The sequence below is a fragment of the Pseudonocardia sp. NPDC049635 genome (assembly GCF_040659795.1).
In the GTDB taxonomy this organism is placed as follows: Bacteria; Actinomycetota; Actinomycetes; order Mycobacteriales; family Pseudonocardiaceae; genus Pseudonocardia.
This window is the reverse complement of sequence record NZ_JBFAON010000001.1, coordinates 135,509-156,121: the sequence shown is the minus strand read 5'-3', so window position 1 is coordinate 156,121 and position 20,613 is coordinate 135,509. Positions and strand designations below refer to the sequence as shown.

Here is a 20,613-nt window from a genome sequence, read left to right as displayed (position 1 = left end):
TTCTCCGCCCGTCCGGCACCACGCACCATCGACCCGACACGACCGACGAGGGGAGTGACCAGGTGGGATCGGACGAGCAGGTGGCCGCGGCGATCGGTCGCAGGCTGGCGGAAGCCGGTGTGACCGACGTGTTCGGGGTCGTCGGCAGCGGCAACTTCCACGTGACGAACGCGCTCGTCTCGGGCGGTGCGCGGTTCGTGGCCGCGCGGCACGAGGCCGGTGCGGCGGTGATGGCCGACGCGCACTCGCGGGTCACCGGCAGGCCCGCCGTGGTCTCGGTGCACCAGGGGCCCGGCCTGACGAACGCGATCACCGGGATCGTCGAGGCGGCGAAGAGCCAGACCCCGCTGCTGGTGCTGACCGGTGCGACCGCCCGGCCCGACGTGACCAGCAACTTCGTGCTCGACCAGGCCGCGCTGCTGCGGGCCGCGGGTGCGGTCGTCGAGACCGCCACGACCCCGGCGACCGCCGTGCAGGAGGCGGTGCGCGCCCACCGGCGGGCCGCGGACGGGCACACCGTCGTCTTGCAGCTCCCGCTGGACGTGCAGGACGCGCCGTGCCCACCGGGGGCCGCCGTGCCCGGTCCGCCGGAGGTGCTCGGTGAGGCGGAGCCGTCGGCCGACGCGGTGGCCCGGTTGGCCGGGCTGCTCACCGGCGCCCGGCGGCCGGTGCTGCTGGGCGGGCGCGGCGCACGGCACGCGCGCGGACCGATCGAGGAGCTGGCCGACGCCACCGGTGCGCTGCTCGCCACCTCGGCGGTGGCCCGCGGGTTGTTCGCGGGCAATCCGTGGAGCATCGACGTCTCCGGCGGGTTCGCCACGCCGACCGCCGTCGAGCTGCTGGGCGAGGCCGACCTGGTGGTCGCCTTCGGTGCCTCGCTGAACCAGTGGACCACCCGCGGCGGCTCGCTGCCGGGGCCGGGGGCGACCGTCGTGCAGGTCGACCGGGACCCGGAGGCGGTCGGCGTGCACCGGCGGGTCGATCTGGGCGTCGTCGGCGACACCGCTCGCACCGCCCGCGCCCTGGTCGCCGAGCTGGCCCGGCGCGGTGGCGCGCCGTCGGCTCAGCGCACCCCGGAGCTGAAGGCCAGGATCGCCGGCGGCCGCTGGCGCGACGTGCCCTACACCGACACCTCGACCGAGACCCTGATCGACCCCCGGACCGTGACGATCGCGCTGGACGACCTGCTGCCCGCCGACCGGACGTTGGCCGTGGACGGCGGGAACTTCGTCGGCTACCCGAGCATGTTCCTCGACGTCGTGCAGGACGGTTTCGTCATGCCGCTGGCCTTCCAGTCGATCGGGCTGGGGCTGCCCGCCGGGATCGGCGCGGCCCTCGCCCGCCCGGACCGGGTGACGGTCGCCGGCGTCGGTGACGGTGGCTTCATGATGAGCCTGGTCGAGCTCGACACCGCGGTCCGCGCCCGGTTGGCGCTGGTGGTCCTGGTCTACGACGACGCCGCCTACGGGGCGGAGGTCCAGCACTTCGGCCCGGCCGGGCACCCGACCGGTCTCGTCGAGTTCCCCGACACCGATCTCGCCGCGATCGCGCGCGGCTTCGGCTGCGACGCCGCCGTGGTGCGCACGGTGCGGGACGTGACCGAGGTCGTCACCGGCTGGCTGGCCGGTCCGCGCGAGCGCCCGCTGGTGCTGGACGCGAAGATCACGGCGTTCCCGAGCTGGGTGCTCGCGCACTCGTTCGAGGAGCACTGACCCCGGCGCTCAGCGTGCGCCCGATCCCCCGGGCGGCGGCCAGCAGGACCGGTACGTTGGCCTGCGCGCGGCCGTCGTTCGGGACGATCACCGAGAGGGCGGCGACCACCTCGTTCAACGCGCCCCGGACCGGGACGGCGACCCCGGCCGCGTCCGGGTGCAGGTGACCGGGCAGCACCGCGTAACCGGTCCGCCGGACGGAGTCCAGCGCGTCCCGCAGCGCCTCCGGGGTGGCCACGCTGCGGGGCGTGTGCCGCTCCAGCGTCCCGGCCAGGACCCGGTTCTGCAGCTCGTGCGGGGCGTGCGCGAGCAGCACCTGCCCGGACGACGACAGGTGCAGCGGGATCCGGCCGGCGATCCGGCTGTAGTTGATGATCGCGTCGCGGGCCGAGAGCCGCTCGACGAACAGCACGTCGGTGCCGTCGAGCACGCCGAGCTGGGTGTGCTGCCCGACGACCGCGTGCACGTCCTCCAGGTAGGGCAGCGCGGCGTCGCGCAGTGACATGGTGGGCGAGGCGCGCGCAGCCAGTTCCCAGAGCCGCACGCCGACCCGGACCTCCCGGCGCGGGCCGCGCTCCAGCAGACCGTGCGTGACGAGCTCGGCCACCAGCCGGGACGCGGTCGCCACGTGCAGCCCGCTGCGCCGGGCGATCTCGGAGACCCGCAGCTCCGGCTCGTCAGGGGTGAAGGCGGCGATCACCCGAACCGCGCGGGCCAGCGACGACTCCCCCGTGGCTGCTCTGGACACGGCGCGATCCTGCCAGCTCTCTCGTCCATTGAGAAGTTGCTACGCCGGCGCATGGGCCCGGCGGACCCTGGTGACAACGACGACGAGGAGGTCGCGTGAACGGAACCCAGGTGAGCGGCGCCGGCCCGGCCACGGCGGAGGCCACCACGCTCCGGGTCGCGGCGAAACGGATGCGGGCGGACGAGGTGGTGGAGCTCGAACTGGTCCCGCCCGCCGGAGGGCGGCTGCGGGACTGGGCCCCCGGCGCGCACGTCGACCTGCAACTGCCGAACGGTCTGACCCGCCAGTACTCGCTGTGCGGGGACCGCTGGGACCCGCACCGCTACCGGGTGGCGGTGCTGCGCGAGCCGGACGGCCGCGGTGGCTCGGCGTCGGTGCACGACGAGCTCGCGGTGGGTGACGAGGTCGGAGTCGGTGGACCGCGGAACAACTTCCCGATGGTGCCCTCGGACCGGTACCTGTTCGTCGCAGGCGGGATCGGGATCACCCCGCTCCTGCCGATGATCGTGCAGGCCGACCTGCTCGGTGCCGACTGGCGGCTGCTCTACGGCGGTCGGAGCCGCGCGTCGATGGCCTACCTGGACGAGCTGGCCGGCCACGGTGACCGGGTCGTCGTCGCCCCGCAGGACGAGACCGGGCTGCTGGACCTGCCCGGGTTCCTCGGCGAGCCACGGGCCGGGGTCCGGGTCTACGCCTGCGGACCGGAACCGATGCTCGCCGCCGTGCAGAGCGCCTGTGCCGGCTGGCCGGCGTACGCGCTGCACACGGAGCGGTTCGTGAGCGCCGCACCGCCCGCGCCCGCCCGCCGCACCCCGTTCCGGGTCGAGCTCGCCCGCACCGGTGTGACGGTCGAGGTCGCCCCGGACCGGACGGTGCTCGACGCGGTCACCGCGGCCGGGGTCGACGTGCTGTCGTCCTGCCGCCGCGGGGTCTGCGGAACCTGCGAGACCGAGGTGCTCTCCGGCGAGCCGGACCACCGCGACGCGCTGCTCGGCGACCACGAGCGGCAGGCGGGTGACTGCATGTTCATCTGCGTATCGCGTTCCCGCAGCGACCGGCTCGTGCTGGACCTCTGATCTCCCGACCCGCGGAGGAAACACCGTGACCACTGCACCGAGCAGCACATCGACCGGCCGGCCCGGCGCGGTGCTGCCCACCGACGACACCGACCCGTTCTCGCACGACGTGCTGGAGAACCCGATCCCGCTGCACACCGCGCTGCGCGACGCCGGCCCGGTGGTGCACCTGACCCGGTACGACGTCTACGCGTTCGCCCGCTACGAGCAGGTGCACGCCGCGCTGGTGGACTGGCAGGGATTCCAGTCGGCGGCCGGGGTCGGCCTGTCCAACTTCCGCTACGAGAAGCCCTGGCGTCCGCCGAGCCTGCTGCTGGAGGCCGACCCGCCACGGCACGACGCGCCCCGCCGGGTCCTGAGCGCGGTGCTCGGACCTCGCGCACTGCGCCGGTTGCGCGCGGACTGGTTCGCCGACGCGGAGGTCCTCGTCGACGAGGTGCTGTCCCGCGGCGACGAGTTCGACGCCGTCCACGACCTCGCCGAGGTGTTCCCGCTGCGGGTCTTTCCCGACGCCGTCGGGATCGACGGACAGGGCCGGGAGAACCTGCTGCCCTACGGCGACTTCCTGTTCAACGCGTTCGGCCCGCACAACGACCTGGTCGCCGCGGGCGCGCCCGGGGCAGGCGAGCTCGCCGCGTGGGTGAACGACCGGTGCAGGCGGGACGCGCTGGACGACGACGGTTTCGGCGCCCGCATCTGGGCCGCCGCCGACCGCGGCGAGATCACCCCGGAACAGGCCCCGCTGGTGGTCCGCTCGCTGCTCTCGGCAGGTGTGGACACGACGGTGCACGCGCTGTCCGCGGTGCTCCACGCCTTCGCGACCTTTCCGGACCAGTGGGAGCGGCTGCGGCACCGGCCCTCGCTCGCCAGGGTGGCGTTCGACGAGGCGATCCGCTGGGAGTCGCCGGTGCAGACGTTCTTCCGGACCGCCACCACCGACATCCGGGTCGGCGGGCACGTCGTCCCCGAGGGCCGGAAGATCCTGATGTTCCTCGGATCGGCGAACCGGGATCCGCGCCGCTGGAACGCCCCGGACGTCTTCGACCTGTCCCGCGACCCGTCCGGGCACGTCGGCTTCGGGATGGGCCTGCACCAGTGCGTCGGGCAGCACGTCGCCCGGCTGGAGGCGGAGGCCCTGCTCACCGCGCTGGCGTCGCGGGTCCGCACGATCGAGAACGCGGGCCCGGCCGTGCGCCATCACAACAACACCCTGCGAGCCTGGAAGTCGATGCCGCTGCGCGTCCGGCGGTGACGGCCGGGCGCCCGGCTCATGTGGGCCGGCTCCCCCGGAACCGGAACGAGCGGGCGACCGGCTCGGTCGACGGGGCCGCGAACCCGGCGGCGGTCAGCCGCGCGGGAAGCCGGTCAGCTGTCCGAACGGCAGATGCGGCGGTGCACCGCGTTCATCGGCATGCCCCGACGGTAGGTGCGCGGCACCGTTGTCCACCAGGGCACCCGGTCGAGCCGCTGCGGGGCCGGCCGGCGCTGCGGTGCTCAGGGACGCGGATGGCCCGGATCGATCCACCGCACGTGCTCCGGGGCGGCGACCCCTTCGATGTCGAGGTTCACCACGATCGCCTCCTGCCCGGACCGGGCCAGCACGCACTCCAACGGCTCGTCGTCGAGCGCGTTGATCTCCTGGTGCGGCACGTAGGGCGGGACGAAGATGAACCCGCCCGGCCCGGCCTCCGCCGTGAACTCCAGGTTCTCGCCCCACTTCATCCGGGCCCGGCCCCGCACCACGTAGATCACGCTCTCCAGCTCACCGTGGTGGTGCGCACCGGTGCGGGCACCGGGGTGGATCGTGACCGTCCCGGCCCACAGCTTCTCCGCACCGGCCCGGTCGTGCGTGACGGCCGCCGCGCGGTGCATGCCGGGGGTCTGCGGGGTGTTCGTGTCCAGCGCGTCACCGGGGATCACGCGCACGCCGTCGAGCCGCCAGTCACCGTTCGAGGCACCCATGTGGTGACGGTATCCCGCCCGGACGTCGCGACGGCGTCAGAGGGCGCCCAGCGTGACCACGGCGACCGCCACCGTCATCCCGAGTCCCAGCGCGAGTCCGAACACCGTGCCGGCCCAGCGCGCCGCGCCCCCGGTGGCGTCCCACCCGCGCCAGCGGGCCGCCGCCGTCCCGAGCCCCGCGCCGAAGGTCAGGCAACCGACCATCCACGGCAGCACCAGCCACCAGGACACGCCGCCGCCCGCGAACGTGATGGCGAGGAAGAACAGCCCGGTCCCCGCGGTGCCGACGAACTCGACCCGGTTCACCCGCTCGCGTCCGGCCCATCCGCCGAGTGCGGCGGACAGCGTGGTCAACCCGCCCATCAGCGGGAACAGCGTCCCGACGAGCACCGGGAGCCAGGCCCGGACGAGGTCGGCGGCACCGCCGTCCGAACCGGGGAACGGTGAGGGCACGTCGAGCAGCCGCACCGCGAGCGCGTCGACCGGACGTTCGGTGTTGCCGAGCACGACCACCGCGTCACCGGTCGTGGGTTCGGCGAGCACCGTCGACGAGGTCCCGGAGACCCCGCCGTTCTTCCACAGCAGGGTGCGTCCGTCGGCGTCGAGGACGTTCCAGCCGTAGCCGATGCGGCCGAACTCGGAACCGGCCCGGGGCTGCGCCGCGACCGCCACCGGGGAGGACGGGTCGCCCAGCGCCCCGGCGTAGCGGACCAGGTCGTCGACGGTCGACCACACACCGATACCGGCGGGCGCGTCACCCTCGCCGAGCCAGACCGGCTGCGGCCGGCCGGCGAGGTCGTGCGAGCGGGCCGCCCCGGGCGGCGGCGCGTCGAGCACCGCGGTCCCGGTCATGCCGAGCGGGCGGGCGACGACCTCGTCGACGAGCTGCGGGTACGGCGTACCGGCCCGCTCGGCGAGCGCGTGGCCGAGCAGCGCGCTGCCCAGGTTGGAGTAGTGGTGCTCACCGCGCCCGGCGAGCTCGGCGCGGTCGGCCGCCGCGAGGACGTCCTCGACGTCGTTGCCGTAGGGCGACGCACCGACGACGCCGCGGGCGAGCTCGCCGATCCCGCCCGGGGTGCGGGGCAGCCCGGAGTGGTGCGTCGCGAGCTCGGCGAGGGTCACCTCGCCCGCACCACCGGGGCGCCAGGGGTACGCGGGCAGCACGTCGCGCACCCGATCGTCGGCCCGGACCTGGCCGCGCCGTTCCAGCTCGGCGAGCACCGCTCCGGTGAAGGTCTTGGTGACCGAGCCGACCTCGAACGGGGTGGCCGACCCGACCGGGTTGCCGTGACCGTCCTCCCCGATCCCGGCCACCGTGACCCGGCCGTCCCGGACGACGGCGGCGACCAGGCCGTACCGCCCGGGGCCCGCCTCGGCGCGCAGCCGCTCGGCCAGCGCGGGGTCACCGGTGGTCTGCGGTCCCGGGGTCGACGGCGCCGGGGCCAACACCCAGCCGAGGAGCCCGGCGAGCAACGCGCCCACCAGCCCGGCGGCGAGAGCGCGCCGGCCGCGGGCCCCGGTCGAGGACGTCTGTTCACTGACGGACATGCTCGTACGGTATTCCGTAATTCCAGACTAGGCAATCCCGGGTCGCCGGCCGCCGCCGGTCAGACCGCAGTGAGCAGGCTCAGCGCGAACCGGGCGTCCGGGTCGGTCCAGCGCCGGGTCGGCTCGAACCCGGCCGCGGTCACGATGTCGTCGAGCGCCTCCGGCCGGAACTTCGCCGAGATCTCGGTGGAGATCTCCTCCCCCGCCAGGAACGTCAGGTCCAGGTCCAGCTCACGCACCCTGACCTGCATGTCCCGGTCGGCCCGCAACCGCATCTCGATCCACTCGTTCTCCGCGTCCCACAGCGCGACGTGGGTGAAGGCGTCCACGTCGAAGTTCGCGCCCAGCTCGCGGTTCAGCACGTGCAGGACGTTGCGGTTGAACTCCGCGGTGACCCCGGCCGCGTCGTCGTAGGCGGCCACCATCACATCCGGGTCGGTCGCGAGACCGGTGCCGAGCAGCAGCTGCTCCCCCGGCTCCAGCACGTCGTGCACGTGGGTCAGGAACTCGTGACGCGGCCCCGGCTGCAGGTTCCCGATCGTGCCGCCCAGGAAGGCGATCATCCGCTTGCCGCCCGGCTCGGCGCCGGGCAGCCGGTGCAGGTCGGTGGTGAAGTCGCCCACCACGCCGTGCAGCGCGAGGGTCGGGTAGTCGCGGTGCAGCTCGTCGATCGCCCGGCGCAGCGCCGACTCGCTGACGTCCTGCGGTACGTAGCGGCGCAGCGTCCCGGCATCGAGGAAGGCGTCGAGCAGCAGCCGGGTCTTCGTCGACGACCCCGACCCCAGCTCGACGACGGTGTCGGCCCCCGAGGAGCGGGCGATGTCGGCGACCGAGTCGATGAGCAGCGATCGTTCGGTGCGGAACGGGTAGTACTCGGGCAGGCCGGTGATCTTCTCGAACAGCTCCGAGCCGCGAGCGTCGTAGAACCACTTCGGCGGGATCTCCCGGGGCCGGGTGGTCAGCCCGCGGAGCACGTCGGCGCGCAGTGCGGCCTCGGCGTCGGCATCGGTCAGGTGGACGTCGAGCTGGATCAGGCCGGGAGTGGACACGCTGCTCCTCGATTCTCGGTCGCCCTCCGGGCTCATGGCCCGGCCAGCGGGTACAGGTCGTGGCGACCCGGTCGGGCCACCACCAGGTGCCGGTCGGGCACCCGGGTCCAGTCGGGGAAATCCTCGGTCGGTTCGGACGCGACGGTGACGGCGTGGTCGCGGGTGCGGACCGCCAGCGCGTGCCGCCACGCGGTCGCCCACAGTGTCGTGCCGTCGGTGAGCAGCAGGTTCAGCCGCGAACCCGGCGCTGCCGCCTCCACCTGCTCGCAGATCCCGCTCAGCACGGCGGCCGGGTCGGTGCCGCCCCGCAACCCGGCCCGGACCAGCGCCCACAGCACCGCCGAGTCGGTCGGGGCGTCGAGGGTGATCAGGTCCCGCACCGGCAGCGCGGAGGCCGGGCCGGCCAGCGAGTCCGGCCAGCCGCGCACGACGCCGTTGTGGCTGAACAGCCACCGGCCGTCGGTGAACGGGGCCGCGGCCGTCTCCACCACCGGCATGCCGACCGTGGCCGAACGGACCGCGGCCAGCACGGCGCCGGTGCGGACGGTGCCCGCGAGCGCCGCGAACGAGGTGTCCGACCACAGCGGCCGCGCCGACCGCAGGCGCACCGGCGTGCCGCCCGCCCCACCGGGCCCGGCGCCGTCGCCCGGGCCCTGCGGGTACCAGCCGACGCCGTACCCGTCGGCGTTGATCGTGCCGCCGCCCCGCATGTCGGCGGGCGCGTAGGACTGCCGGAGCAAGCCGTGCTCGGGATCGAGCAGGGTCCGCGCCAGTGTCTGCGGCGGACCGATCCGGCCCAGGTGCCGGCACACCGTCAGAGGTCGACGCCGGGGCGGGCGTCCCCGGCGAGCCGGAACCCGGCGAAGATCTGCCTGCGGATCGGATGGTCCCAGTTGCGGAACGTCGCCCGGATCGCCGAGGGATCGGTGCCGAACGAGCCGCCGCGCAGCACCGCGTAGTCCCCGCCGAAGAACACCGCCGAGTACTCCGGGTACGGGAACATCCGGAAACCCGGGTAGGGCTGCCAGCCGGAGTCGCACCACTCCCACACGTCGCCCAGCATCTGGTGCACCCCCAGCGCCGAGACCCCGGCCGGGTAGGCCCCGACGGGTGCCGGACGAAGGTGCTGCTGGCCCAGGTTGGCGTGCGCGGGGGTCGGCGGCTCGTCGCCCCACGGGAAGCGTCGCGACCGGCCGGTGACCGGGTCGAAGCGGGCCGCCTTCTCCCACTCGGCCTCGGTCGGCAGCCGCCTGCCCGCCCACCGGGCGAAGGCCTGTGCCTCGTGGAACGTCACGTGCACCACCGGCTCGTCGGACGGCACCGGCTCGACGACGCCGAACCGGCGACGCCACCAGCTGCCGTCGGCGTCGCGGAACCAGAACCGGGGCGCGGTGAGGTCCTCGGCGATCCGGTGCGCCCAGCCGGCCTCGGTCCACAGCCGGGGGTCGTCGTAACCGCCCGCCTCGACGAACGCGGCGAACCGGCCGTTCGTGACCGGGTGGGCGCCGATCCGGAAGGCGGGCAGGTCGACGGTGTGCGCGGGCCGCTCGTTGTCCAGCGCCCACGGTTCGGTCGAGGTGCCCATCTCGAACGGTCCGGCCGGCACCAGGATCTCGGCCTCGTGGTCGACCGGCGCCGCCGGCCGCGGCGGGTCCGGCGCATCGAGCACCGGTCCCCCGGCACGCAGCTGGTGGGTGGCCAGCATCGTCTCGTCGTGCTGCTGCTCGTGCGCGACGATCATCCCGAAGGCGAAACCGTCGCGCTCCAGCGGACGGCCGCGCAGCGGGCTGCGGTGCAACGCGTCGAGTGCCTTGTCCCGGACCTCGCCGACGTAGTGGCGCGCCTGCGCCGGGGTAAGCAGGGGCAGCTCGACCCGGGACGAGCGGGAGTGCTGGAACGCGTCGTAGAGGCCGTCGATCTCGGGGCGCAGTGGCTCGCGACCGCCCACGTCGCGGACCAGCCACAGCTCCTCCTGGGAACCGATGTGCGCCAGGTCCCAGACCAGCGGTGACATCAGCGGGGAGTGCTGCGCGGTCAGCTCGCCGTCGTCGAGATCGGTCAGCCGGACGCTGCGTTCGCGGGAGCGGCCGAGCAGCGCGGCCACCCGCTCCCGCAGCCGTTCCGGGCTCTCCCCCGGCTCGGCGGGGCCGGTCAGGTCGGGCCGGGTCATCGCACACCCTCCTCGATGCGTGGGCGGTCCCCGGACGCGTCCGGTGGGACGTCGCCGAGGTACAGGCCGGGCGGGAACGGCACGGCCGTGGTCACCGTGCCGTCGATCGTGTTCTCCAGCGGGAACGGTTCGTCGGCCGGGCAACGCCCGCGCAGCACCCGGTTCTCGGTCACCTCGCGCAGCCGGGACAGCAGCGGGCCCGGGGCGTCGACCAGCGGGTGCCCGCCCTCGGCGAGGACGTCGTGGGCGAGCGGGAACAGCTGGGCGGCGGCGGCGGCCAGTCCCGGGTCGGCCAGCGCGTCGCGGGCCGCGGCCACCCAGGAGTCGCGGACCGGTTCGCAGATCTCCCGCACGCGGTCGACGACCGCGTCGGACGAGGTCAGTGCCAGCAGTACCGCGGTCGGCAGCGCCCAGTCGTCGCCGGGCTGGCCGTCGACGTAGCGCACCTCCAGGTGGCCGTGCGGCCGGACCGGTGGGAACAACGTGGAGATGTGGTAGTCGAGGTCCGCCTCCGTCGGCGGGCGCTCCAGGATGCCGGTGGACGCCCGGCCGGAGACCCAGTCCCCGAAGGTCACCCCGGGTGGAACCGCCCAGGTCCCGGTGCCGCGCACGCACAGCAGCGGGGTGTCCACGACCCGGCGCGCCCAGGTCGCGGCCGGGTCCGGGTCGGTCACCGGCGGTGGAGCGGTGCGGCCCGGATCGAGGCTGAGCCAGCATGCCTGGCGCGAGGACTTCCACCCGGTGCGCCTGCCGTGCTGCACCGGGGAGTTCGCGAACGCCGCAACGAGCACCGGGCCGAGTTCGTGCAGCACCGCCCACCGCCCGGCGATCCGGTCGGCCGGTCCCGCGTCCAGACACACCTGGACCGCGGCCGTCGAGCACATGCCGCTGCGCCCGTGCGGGCCGACCCGGTCGAACACGGACTCCATCGCGGCGTACCGGGGGAGGTCGAGCAGCCGGCGCGCCGGGCGTACCGGGTCCGCGGCGCGGTCGTGCGGCGCGAGCCCGTACCGGGCGAGCAGCTGGTGGAGGTGGCCGGCGTCCGCCGTCATGTCGCGGACCAGCCGGCGGAGCCCGTCCGACGGCGGGCTGGAGATCTCTGCCTGGCCGCCGGGTTCGACGGTGACCACGCCCCCGGCCGGCAGCGGCCTGCCGTGCGAGGACGGGTCCAGAGCGGGTGGGGTGTGCGCGCCGAGCGCCGCCCGGAGCAGATCCAGGTCGACCGGCTCACCGGGCCGGTCCGGGTGCTGGAGCAGCCACTCGATCTCGACGCCGACCAGGGCCGGAGGGCCGTGCTTGAAACACACCGACGCGACGTAGGCCTCGGCCGCGGCCCGGCTCCGGAGCCGGCCGTCCCCCCGTACGCCGCTCTCGTCCGCTGTCACCACGACGACGCTACCCCCGCCGGGTGACGGTTGCAGGACGTCGCGACGGATAGGCGACACCGGGTCGGGTCGCCCCCGGCAAGCCGGACAAGCGTACGGAATACTGGGGTCATGCCTCGCGTCAGCACGGACCAGCTCGCCGCCCGGCGCAGGCAGATCCTCGACGGTGCCCGGACCTGCTTCGCCGACCACGGTTACGAGGGCGCCACCGTCCGCCGTCTGGAGCAGTACACCCGGCTGTCCCGGGGGGCGATCTTCCACTACTTCCGGGACAAGGAATCGCTGTTCCTGGCGCTGGCCGAGCAGGATGCCGGCCGGATGGCCGACGTCGTCGCCGAGCAGGGTCTGGTGCAGGTCATGCGCGACCTGCTCGACGCCGACTCCGACCGCAGCTGGCTGGGCACCCGCCTCGAGGTCTCCCGCCGGCTGCGCACCGAACCGGAGTTCCGGGCCCGCTGGCAGGAACACTCGGTGGCGCTCACCGCGGCGACCCGCGCCCGCCTGGAGCGGCAGGCCGCCGCCGGTGCGCTGCGCGACGACGTGCCGGTCCCGGTGCTCGCGCAGTACCTGGAGCTGGTCCTGGAGGGGCTCGTGTCGCACCTGGCGATGGGGCTGCCCACCGACGACCTCGACGCCGTCCTGGACGTCGTGGAGAACGGGGTTCGTGCGGCCACCCGCGCCCCCTGATGCGTTCGGGCAGCGCCACCAGCATGATCGGGTGCATGCCGTTGCCGTTCCATCCCGCCGGGGGCGATCCGGTCCCCACCGCCGTCCGCGGGTTCGCCCGGGCACACGCCGACCTGGTCGAACTGCACTCCGACCCGCTCCACCTCCGCGCCCGCAGGCGGTCACCGCAGCGCAGGGTCGGGCTGGTGTCCGGCGGCGGCTCCGGGCACGAGCCACTGCACGCCGGGTTCCTCGGCCGCGGGATGCTCGACGCCGTCGCCCCCGGCCCGGTGTTCACCTCACCGCACAACAAGGCGGTGCTGCACGCCTCGCGGGCCGCGGCGGGCCCCGGCGGCGTGGTGCACATCGTCAAGAACTACACCGGCGACCGGATCAACTTCGGGATCGCCGCCGAGCGGCTGCGGATGGAGGGCATCGACGTGCGCCGGGTGCTGGTCGACGACGACCTGGCCACCGACGGGCTCGACACCGCCACCGGCCGCCGCGGAACCGGTGCGACCGTCGTCGTGGAGAAGATCCTGGGCGCGGCCGCCGACACCGGAGCCGGCCTGGACGAGCTCGCCGGGCTGGGCGCCGAGGTCGTGGCCGCCTCGCGCAGCCTGGCCGTGGCGTCCCGCGCACAGACCTCGACACGGACCGGCGAGCCGGCGTTCACGCTCGACGGCGAGCTGGACTACGGCGTCGGCATCCACGGTGAGCGGGCCCGGCGGTCGATCCCGCGGCCGCCCACCGAGGAACTCGTCGGGCGGATGCTGGACGAGCTCGTCGCCGGCCTGCCGGACGGGTCCCCGAGCGCCGTGCTGGTCGTCAACGGGATGGGCGGGACCTCCCTGCTGGAGCTGTACGTGCTGGCCGACCTCGCGGCGACGGGCCTGTCCGAGCGCGGGCTGGACCCGGCCGGGCTGCTGGTCGGTACGTTCGTCCCGGCCCTGGACATGGCCGGTTTCTCGCTGACCGTGACCCGCCTGGAGCCGGCCTGGGCGCCCCTGTGGGCCGCCCCCGCCGAGACCCCCGCCTTCCCGCGCGCCACCACGGAGGACCAGTGAGCCGACTCGACCAGGACGCCGTCCTCGACCGCTTCGCCCGCGCCGTGGAGGACGGGCACGCCGCGCTGACCGATCTCGACCAGCACTCCGGTGACGGCGACTTCGGTGACAACCTGCGGGCCGGTGTCCGGCAGGCGGTGCGCCTCGCCGGGAGCGGCCGGCGCGGGTTCGCCGCGCTCGGGGAGGTGTTCCTCGACGAGGTCGGTGGCACCAGCGGGCCGCTGCTCGGGCTGCTGTTCACCGAGATCGCCCGGGCGCTGGGCACCGTGCGGTCCCCCGACGGTGATCTCGCCGCGCTGGGCACCGGGGCGCGCGACGGGCTGACCGCGATCCAGCGGGTCGGCGAGGCGCGGGAGGGCGACCGCACGCTGGTCGACGCGCTCGCGCCGGCGGTGACCGCGCTCGGTCACGGCTACGCGGCCGCGGCGACGGCGGCCCGGGAGGGGGCCGAGCGGACCGCCGAGCTGACCGCGCGGCACGGTCGCGCCTCCTACCTGGGTGATCGGGCGCGGGGCAGGCAGGACCCGGGCGCGGTGGGGGTGGCGTTGCTGTTCTGGGCGGTCGCCGTCGTCGCCGAGCCGGACGCCGCGGTGCCGAACCCGCTGGACGGCGTCTGAACCGCCCGCCGGGTCACCGGGTGGTCGGTTCGGCCTGCGGGTCGAACTGCGTGCGGTACAGGATCGCGTACCGGCCGCCGGCCGCCAGCAGCTCGTCGTGGGTACCGGACTCGACCACCCGCCCGGCCTCCAGGACAGCGATCCGGTCGGCGGCCCGCACGGTCGACAGCCGGTGGGCGATCACGATCGCGGTCCGCCCGACGAGCGCCTCGACGAGTGCTTCCTGGACGGCGACCTCGGATTCCGAGTCCAGGTGTGCGGTCGCCTCGTCGAGTATCACCACCCGGGGCCGGGCCAGCAGCAGCCGCGCGATGGTGAGCCGCTGGCGTTCGCCGCCGGAGAGCCGGTAGCCGCGCTCGCCGACGACGGTGTCCAGGCCGTCCGGCAGTGCCGCCATCAGATCGCCGAGCCGCGCCCGGTGCAGCGCCTCGGTCATCTCGGCGTCGGTCGCCTGCGGCGCGGCGTAGCGCAGGTTCGCGCTGATCGTGTCGTGGAACAGGTGCCCGTCCTGGGTGACCATGCCGACGGTGCGGCGCAGCGTCGCGAGGTCCAGCTCCCGGACGTCCACACCGGACAGCTCGACGGCGCCGGAGTCGACGTCGTAGAGCCGCGGCACCAGCGCGGCCAGCGTCGACTTGCCCGCACCAGAGGTCCCGACCAGAGCAAGCAGTCCACCGCCGTGCACGTGCAGGTCGATGCCGTGCAGCACCTCGGAGTTGACCCGACGGTCCAGTACCGCGACCTCCTCCAGCGAGGCCAGCGACACGTCCGCGGCGTTCGGGTAGGTGAACCGGACGTCGCGCAACCGCACGTCGACCGGGCCGTCGGGCAGCGTCCGCGGGCGCTGCGGCTCGGTGATGGACGGGACCAGGTCGAGCACCTCGAAGACGCGCTCGAACGCGACGAGCGCGGTCATGACGTCCACCCGGGCGTTCGCCAGCGCCGTCATCGGCGTGTAGAGCCGGGTCAGCAGCAGCCCGAGCGCGACGACCGTGCCGGCCGGGATCTGCCCGGTGACCGCGAGGTAGCCACCGAGACCGTAGATCAACGCCTGGGCGAGTGCGGACACCAGCTGCAGCGCGGTCACGAACAACCGCGACACCATCGCCGAGCGGACGCCGATCTCCCGGACCCGCACGACCTGCCCGCGGAACACGTCCGCCTCCGCGTCCGGGTCGCCGAACAGCTTCACCAGCGTCGCACCGGGCGCGGAGAACCGCTCCGTCATCTGGTTCCCCATGGTGGCGTTGAGCTCGGCCGCCTCCCGGCGCAGCTCGGCCAGCCAGGTGCCCATCCGGCGCGCGGGCAGCACGAACACCGGCAACAACAGCATCGCGAGCAGCGTCACCTGCCAGGCGAGACCGAGCATGACCGCGATCGCCAGCACCAGCTGGATGGTGTTCGCCAGCACCGTGGACAGCGTGCTGGTGATCGCGGTCTGAGCGCCGATGACGTCGTTGTTGAGCCTGCTGACCAGCGCCCCGGTCCGGGTGCGCGCGAAGAACGCCAGCGGCATCGCCTGCACGTGCCGGAACACCGCGACCCGCAGGTCGGCGATCAGGCTCTCGCCGAGCCGGGCGGAGAACCAGCGCCCGGCGAGCCCGACCACCGCCTCCAGCACGGCCATACCGGCGATCGCGCCGGCGATCACGATGATCACCCGGGCGGCGTCGGGGACGTCGTTCGCGGCGACGATGGTGTTGACCACCCGCCCGGCCAGCAGCGGGGTGACGACGCCGATCACCGCGGTGACCGTGGTGAGCGCGAGGTAACCGGCGAGCCAGCCGCGGTACCGGCGGACGAAGCCCCAGATGCGGGGCCAGGTGCCCTTCGCGATGGAGCCACGGCGGATGGACTGCGAGTCCGCTCCCCGGATGACCCCGCGCATCAGGGTGAGCGGGCGATCCAACGATGTTCCCCTTCGCCGGTGGTGGACGGCGAGGGTTCACGTTACGACGGCGTAGCGCGGCGACCGTGTCCGCCGTGTCCGCCGTGTCCGCCGTGTCCCGTCGTACACCGGCTCGAACCGCCGTGTCCCGGCGTGCCCGTCGAGGACCGGTCCGCGACGTGCGACGACGCCGTACCGGTGCGGTGTCGGGACCGGTCGGCGTCGTCGGTGGTCTCGGTGGCGTGGTCCGGGTGGCGCCGCTCCGCCTACTGCTCGACGGACGGGTCGGCGGCTACTTCTTCTTGGTGCGGGTGGCCCCGCCGCGACCGCGAAGGGTCACTCCGGTCTCGGAGAGGACACGGTGCACGAAACCGTACGACCGGCCGGTCTGCTCGGCGAGCGACCGGATGCTGGCGCCCTTCTCGTACTTCTTCTTCAGATCGGCCGCGAGTTTCCCCCGCTGCGTCCCGGTGATCCGGGCGCCCTTCTTCAGTTCGGCCATGGGCCCTCCTCATCCCCACCGCGGATGCCCCCGCGGACCGCCGCATCCGGCGCGACGATCAGGCCATGATGATCGAGACGACCATTTCTGGCCAGAACGCGGAAAACGCGATCGGTGAGCGGTTACCCCGAACGGCGCACACCGTCCGGTGATCAGCCGAAAGATCGTCCTTCGATCAGCAGAACGACATCACCCGTTGGAATCGATCTCGCACCATTCCGGCCCTCGCCGGTCACGGAGCCTCCACAAGATCGACGATCTTGGTGGTCCGGACGGGTGATCACGCGCCCGTGCGGCGACCGGTCGGCGAACGTTCCGGCTCAGGCCAGCTGGACGAGCTCGAGGTAGTCGGCCGACCAGTGGTCCTCGGTGCCGTCGGGCAGCACGATCACCCGGTCCGGCTCGAGTGCCTCCACCGCGCCCGGGTCGTGGGTGACCAGCACGACCGCGCCCTCGAAGCGGCGCAGCGCGTCGAGCACCTGCTCACGGCTCGCCGGGTCCAGGTTGTTCGTCGGCTCGTCGAGCAGCAGCACGTTCGCCGCCGACGACACCAGACCGGCCAGTGCGAGCCGCGTCCGCTCGCCGCCGGACAGCGTTCCGGCCGGCTGGTCGAGCTGCTCCCCGGAGAACATGAACGATCCGAGCAACGTACGCAGCTGCTGCTCCGGCGCGTCCGGTGAGGCGTGGCGGATGTTGTCCCAGACCGAGGCGTCCATGTCGAGGGTGTCGTGCTCCTGGGCGAAGTAACCGGTCCGCAGGCCGTGCCCGGGCACGACCTCCCCGGAGTCCGCGGCCTCGGTGCCCGCGAGCAGCCGCAGCAGCGTCGTCTTCCCCGCGCCGTTGAGGCCGAGCACGACGACCTTCGTACCGCGGTCCACCGCCAGGTCGACGCCGGTGAACACCTCCAGCGACCCGTAGGCCTTGGTCAGCCCCTCGGCGGTCAGCGGGGTCCGCCCGCACGGGGCCGGGGTGGGGAACCGGATCTTCGCCACCCGATCGGCCTGGCGCTCGTCGTCGAGCCCGGCGAGCAGCTGGTCGGCGCGGCGGGCCATGTTCTTCGCCGCGACCGCCTTGGTGGCCTTCGCGCCCATCTTCGCGGCCTGCGCGTGCAGCGCCGACGCCTTCTTCTCCGCGTTCGCCCGCTCCCGGCGGCGGCGCTTCTCGTCGGTCGCGCGGGCCTCCAGGTAGCGGCGCCAGTCCATGTTGTACTGGTCGGCCTCACCGCGGGTCGCGTCGAGGAACCACACCTTGTTGACGACGGCGGCCAGCAGATCGGTGTCGTGGCTGATCACGACCAGGCCGCCCTCGTGGTTCTGCAGGAACGAGCGCAGCCAGGTGATCGAGTCCGCGTCGAGGTGGTTCGTCGGCTCGTCGAGCAGCAGGGTGGTCGCCGACTGGGAGCCCCCGTCGGAGGCGGCGAACAGGATGCGCGACAGCTCGACCCGGCGACGCTGCCCGCCGGACAGCGTCCGCATCGGCTGGGCGAGCACCCGGTCCGGCAGACCGAGGTGGGTGCAGATCCGAGCGGCCTCCGACTCGGCGGCATACCCGCCGAGCGCCGAGAACCGCTCCTCCAGCCGGCCGTACTCCCGGACCGCCTTCTCGTTCTCCGGCCCGTCGACCAGCTCGGCCATCGCCGTCTGGGCCTTCTCCATCTTGGCCAGCAGCGTGTCGAGACCGCGGGCGGAGAGCACCCGGTCCTTCGCCGTGATCGACAGGTCGCCCTCACGCGGATCCTGCGGCAGGTAACCGATCGGCGAGTTGGTGCGGACCTCACCCGAGTAGGGCTCCCCCTCGCCGGCCAGCACGCGCATCGAGGTCGTCTTGCCGGCACCGTTGCGGCCGACCAGGCCGATCCGGTCACCGGGCTGGACACGCAGGTCGGCGCCGGAGAGCAGGATCCGCGACCCGGCGCGGAGTTCGAGAGCGGTCGCGGTGATCACGTGAAAGGGCTCCAGACGGAGTCGAGGGGGTGGGCGCTGAGAGTTCGGGAGCGACGGGGCGGGCACACCGGTGCCCGGCGACACCGGCTACTCGATCAGGACCACACCGCCAGGTTACCTGTCAGGGCGAGCCGTTTCCCCACGTAGGGTCGGCTCCCATGACCGATCTCACCTTGTCCGGGCGGGCGGCGCTGGTCACCGGCGGCTCCCGCGGCATCGGGTACGGCATCGCCGCGGGTCTGCTGGCACGCGGAGCGTCGGTGGTGATCACCGGTCGCCGCGAACCGGAGCTGAGCGAAGCCGCCGCCGCGCTCGTCGACGAGACCGGTGTCGACCGGTCACGGGTGCTCGCCGTCCAGGGCAACGCCGGTGACGAGACGCACCGCGCCGAGGTGGTCGACCGGACCGTCGCGTCGTTCGGGTCGCTCGACGTGCTGGTCAACAACGCCGGCGTCAACCCGCAGTACGGCCCGCTGGTCGAGGCCGACCTCGCGGCGGTGCGGAAGATCTTCGAGGTCAACGTGGTCGCCGCACTGGGTTTCGTGCAGCAGGCGCACCGGGCCTGGATGGGCGCACACGGCGGATCCGTGGTGAACGTCGCCTCGGTCGGCGGTCTGCGACCGACCGGTGTGATCGGCGCCTACGGGGCCTCGAAAGCCGCCCTGATCAAGCTGACCGAGGAGCTGGCCGGACAGCTCGGCCCGGGGATCCGGGTGAACGCGGTCGCCCCGGCGGTGGTGAAGACCCGCTTCGCCGAGGCCCTGTACGCGCACGACGAACAGGGCGTCGCCGCCGGGTACCCGATGCAGCGGCTCGGAGTTCCGGCCGACGTCGCCGAGGCCGTCGCGTTCCTCGTCTCCGACGCCGCGTCCTGGATCACCGGCGAGACACTGCGGATCGACGGTGGCAGCCTGGCGTCCGGACGCAACGTCTGACGGGAGGGATCGCGGTGCAGCGCGCGGGAACGGGCACCGGGCCGCCGCCCGGGACGGCCGCCCTCGACGTGCTCGTCCTGGGTGGTGGGCCCGCCGGTCGGGCGCTCGCCGCAGCGTGCGCCGGGCACGGCCTCCGGACCGGGCTCGCCGATCCGGCCCCGCAGCGGCCCTGGCGGGCCACCTACTGCGCCTGGCCGGAGGAGCTTCCGGCCGACCTGCCCGGATCGGCGGTGGCGGCGCGCCCGCGGGCCCGGGCGGTGCTGCCCGGCGGCGCCGACCGGGACCTGGGCGCGTACGCGGTGCTGGACACGGCGGGCCTGCGCAGACATCTGGACTCCCGGCTCGGCGGGGTCACCGTGATCGCCGGCCGGGCCGACGCCGGGGACGTGCGCCGCCACGGTGACCGCTACCGGGTCACCCTGCGGCCGGCCGGTGCGGCGGGTGCAGCGGGCGGCCGAGCGACGGCGGGTACCGCAGGTGCAGGGCGCGCCGCGCGGCACGGGGACACGACGGTCGTGTTCGCCGCACTCGTCGTGGACGCGACGGGGGCTCCGTCGCGGTTGCGTCCGGCGGCCGGTCCGGCCGCCGAGCAGACCGCCTACGGCGTCGTCGTCACCGAGGAGGCGGCCCGCCCGGTCGTCGCGCCGGGTGAGGCGGTGTTCATGGACTGGCGCTCCCCCGCCGCCGAGCCGGCCCCCGGGTGGAGCGACTGGCCGACGTTCCTCTACGCCGTCCCCTACGGCGACGGGACGGTCCTGCTGGAGGAGACGTCGCTCGCCCGCCGACCGGGGCTCCCGCTCGCCGAGCTGCAGGATCGGCTGGTGGCACGGTTGGCCGGACTCGGCGTCCCGGTGCCGGACGACGCCCCGGTCGAGCGGGTCCGCTTCCCGGTCGACTCACCGCGCGCCGCGGCGCACCCGGTGGCCTTCGGCGCGGCGACACCGCTCGTGCACCCGGCGACCGGGTTCAGCGTCGCGCCGGCCCTGCAGCTCGCCCCGGCCGTGGCCGCCGTCCTGGCCCGGCACCTCCCGGCGGACCCGGGCGCGGCGGCGTCCGCGGCCCGCGCGCTGCTGTGGTCGCCCTCGGCGCGCACGGTGCACCGGCTCCGCCGGCACGGCCTGCAGACCGTGCTCGACCTGCCCGCCCGGCTCGTGCCGGGCTTCTTCGACGCCTTCTTCGCCGGCCGCAGCGGCCGCGCCTTCCTCACCGGCCGCGACGACGTGCCCGGGACGCTGGCCGGGATGGCGGGCGTGTTCCGGGCGGCACCCGCACCGATCAAACGACGAATGCTTCGTTCGGCCGTACGGTTCCACCCGATCAGGTGATGACGGAGCGCCGCGCCGAT

The 20,613-nt window shown here is 74.3% G+C and carries 18 protein-coding genes; 8 read left to right on the top strand and 10 right to left on the bottom strand.

The features are described 5' to 3' along the window. Nucleotides 1-62: 62 nt before the first annotated feature. Nucleotides 63-1,712, top strand: a complete 1,650-nt coding sequence (locus AB0J24_RS00710) for a thiamine pyrophosphate-binding protein (protein WP_358673272.1) — start codon at nt 63-65, stop codon at nt 1,710-1,712. Here the strand turns inward: AB0J24_RS00710 and AB0J24_RS00705 are convergent. Next, a complete protein-coding gene (locus AB0J24_RS00705; RefSeq protein ID WP_358673270.1) occupies nt 1,663-2,460 on the bottom strand; it encodes an IclR family transcriptional regulator in 798 nt (265 codons plus the stop codon). The genes AB0J24_RS00710 and AB0J24_RS00705 overlap by 50 nt on opposite strands. Before the next feature lie 170 nt (nt 2,461-2,630). Here AB0J24_RS00705 and AB0J24_RS00700 point away from each other — a divergent pair, with 170 nt between their 5' ends. Both AB0J24_RS00700 and AB0J24_RS00695 read left to right on the top strand, forming a co-directional pair. Continuing rightward, nucleotides 2,631-3,536 (top strand): PDR/VanB family oxidoreductase, encoded by a 906-nt coding sequence (locus tag AB0J24_RS00700; protein ID WP_358674325.1) that lies wholly within the window; start codon nt 2,631-2,633, stop codon nt 3,534-3,536. Nucleotides 3,537-3,561: 25 nt separating this feature from the next. After that, nucleotides 3,562-4,788, top strand: a complete 1,227-nt coding sequence (locus AB0J24_RS00695; RefSeq protein ID WP_358673267.1) for a cytochrome P450 — start codon at nt 3,562-3,564, stop codon at nt 4,786-4,788. A 242-nt stretch (nt 4,789-5,030) separates the two neighbouring features. Here the strand turns inward: AB0J24_RS00695 and AB0J24_RS00690 are convergent, their stop codons facing one another. From AB0J24_RS00690 to egtA, 6 genes are read right to left on the bottom strand one after another with little or no spacing between them, the layout of a single operon-like run. Then, complete coding sequence (locus AB0J24_RS00690; RefSeq protein WP_358673264.1) at nt 5,031-5,498, bottom strand: cupin domain-containing protein; 468 nt, start codon at nt 5,496-5,498, stop codon at nt 5,031-5,033. Between the two features lie 36 nt (nt 5,499-5,534). After that, entirely contained in the window at nt 5,535-7,046 is a 1,512-nt protein-coding gene (locus AB0J24_RS00685) for a serine hydrolase (RefSeq protein ID WP_358673261.1), read from the bottom strand. 59 nt (nt 7,047-7,105) lie between these two features. Beyond that, entirely contained in the window at nt 7,106-8,095 is a 990-nt protein-coding gene (gene egtD, locus AB0J24_RS00680; protein WP_358673258.1) for an L-histidine N(alpha)-methyltransferase, read from the bottom strand. A gap of 32 nt (nt 8,096-8,127) precedes the next feature. Beyond that, nucleotides 8,128-8,907 carry an ergothioneine biosynthesis protein EgtC gene (gene egtC / locus AB0J24_RS00675; protein ID WP_358673255.1) on the bottom strand — a complete coding sequence of 260 codons (780 nt, stop codon included), beginning with the start codon at nt 8,905-8,907 and terminating at the stop codon, nt 8,128-8,130. Nucleotides 8,908-8,909: 2 nt separating this feature from the next. Beyond that, nucleotides 8,910-10,265: an ergothioneine biosynthesis protein EgtB gene (gene egtB, locus AB0J24_RS00670; protein ID WP_358673252.1), complete on the bottom strand. Its 1,356-nt coding sequence runs from the start codon at nt 10,263-10,265 to the stop codon at nt 8,910-8,912. Next, nucleotides 10,262-11,650: an ergothioneine biosynthesis glutamate--cysteine ligase EgtA gene (gene egtA / locus AB0J24_RS00665; protein WP_358673250.1), complete on the bottom strand. Its 1,389-nt coding sequence runs from the start codon at nt 11,648-11,650 to the stop codon at nt 10,262-10,264. The genes egtB and egtA overlap by 4 nt, the downstream gene beginning before the upstream one ends. 111 nt (nt 11,651-11,761) lie before the next feature. Between egtA and AB0J24_RS00660 the strand changes: the two genes are divergently transcribed. Genes AB0J24_RS00660 through AB0J24_RS00650 form a run of 3 tightly spaced genes read left to right on the top strand, consistent with a single transcriptional unit; the run spans nt 11,762 to nt 14,000 of the window. Further along, entirely contained in the window at nt 11,762-12,337 is a 576-nt protein-coding gene (locus AB0J24_RS00660) for a helix-turn-helix domain-containing protein (RefSeq protein WP_358673247.1), read from the top strand. 35 nt (nt 12,338-12,372) lie between these two features. Beyond that, nucleotides 12,373-13,383, top strand: a complete 1,011-nt coding sequence (locus AB0J24_RS00655) for a dihydroxyacetone kinase subunit DhaK (protein ID WP_358673244.1) — start codon at nt 12,373-12,375, stop codon at nt 13,381-13,383. Beyond that, a complete protein-coding gene (locus AB0J24_RS00650) occupies nt 13,380-14,000 on the top strand; it encodes a DAK2 domain-containing protein (RefSeq protein WP_358673241.1) in 621 nt (206 codons plus the stop codon). The genes AB0J24_RS00655 and AB0J24_RS00650 overlap by 4 nt, the downstream gene beginning before the upstream one ends. Before the next feature lie 13 nt (nt 14,001-14,013). Here the strand turns inward: AB0J24_RS00650 and AB0J24_RS00645 are convergent, their stop codons facing one another. The 3 genes from AB0J24_RS00645 to AB0J24_RS00635 form a co-directional block, all read right to left on the bottom strand. Continuing rightward, nucleotides 14,014-15,909 carry an ABC transporter ATP-binding protein gene (locus tag AB0J24_RS00645; RefSeq protein ID WP_358673238.1) on the bottom strand — a complete coding sequence of 632 codons (1,896 nt, stop codon included), beginning with the start codon at nt 15,907-15,909 and terminating at the stop codon, nt 14,014-14,016. A gap of 271 nt (nt 15,910-16,180) precedes the next feature. Beyond that, nucleotides 16,181-16,390, bottom strand: a complete 210-nt coding sequence (locus tag AB0J24_RS00640; RefSeq protein WP_010240451.1) for a helix-turn-helix domain-containing protein — start codon at nt 16,388-16,390, stop codon at nt 16,181-16,183. A gap of 320 nt (nt 16,391-16,710) precedes the next feature. Beyond that, entirely contained in the window at nt 16,711-18,333 is a 1,623-nt protein-coding gene (locus tag AB0J24_RS00635; protein ID WP_358673235.1) for an ABC-F family ATP-binding cassette domain-containing protein, read from the bottom strand. A gap of 158 nt (nt 18,334-18,491) precedes the next feature. On the opposite strand from AB0J24_RS00635, the gene AB0J24_RS00630 reads away from it, so the two are divergent. Together AB0J24_RS00630 and AB0J24_RS00625 are read left to right on the top strand one after the other, a co-directional pair. Continuing rightward, nucleotides 18,492-19,268, top strand: coding sequence for an SDR family oxidoreductase (locus AB0J24_RS00630; protein WP_358673232.1), 777 nt, complete (start codon nt 18,492-18,494; stop codon nt 19,266-19,268). Between the two features lie 14 nt (nt 19,269-19,282). Further along, on the top strand, nt 19,283-20,593 hold the full coding sequence (locus AB0J24_RS00625) for a lycopene cyclase family protein (RefSeq protein ID WP_358673229.1): 1,311 nt from the start codon (nt 19,283-19,285) through the stop codon (nt 20,591-20,593). Nucleotides 20,594-20,613 lie beyond the last annotated feature (20 nt).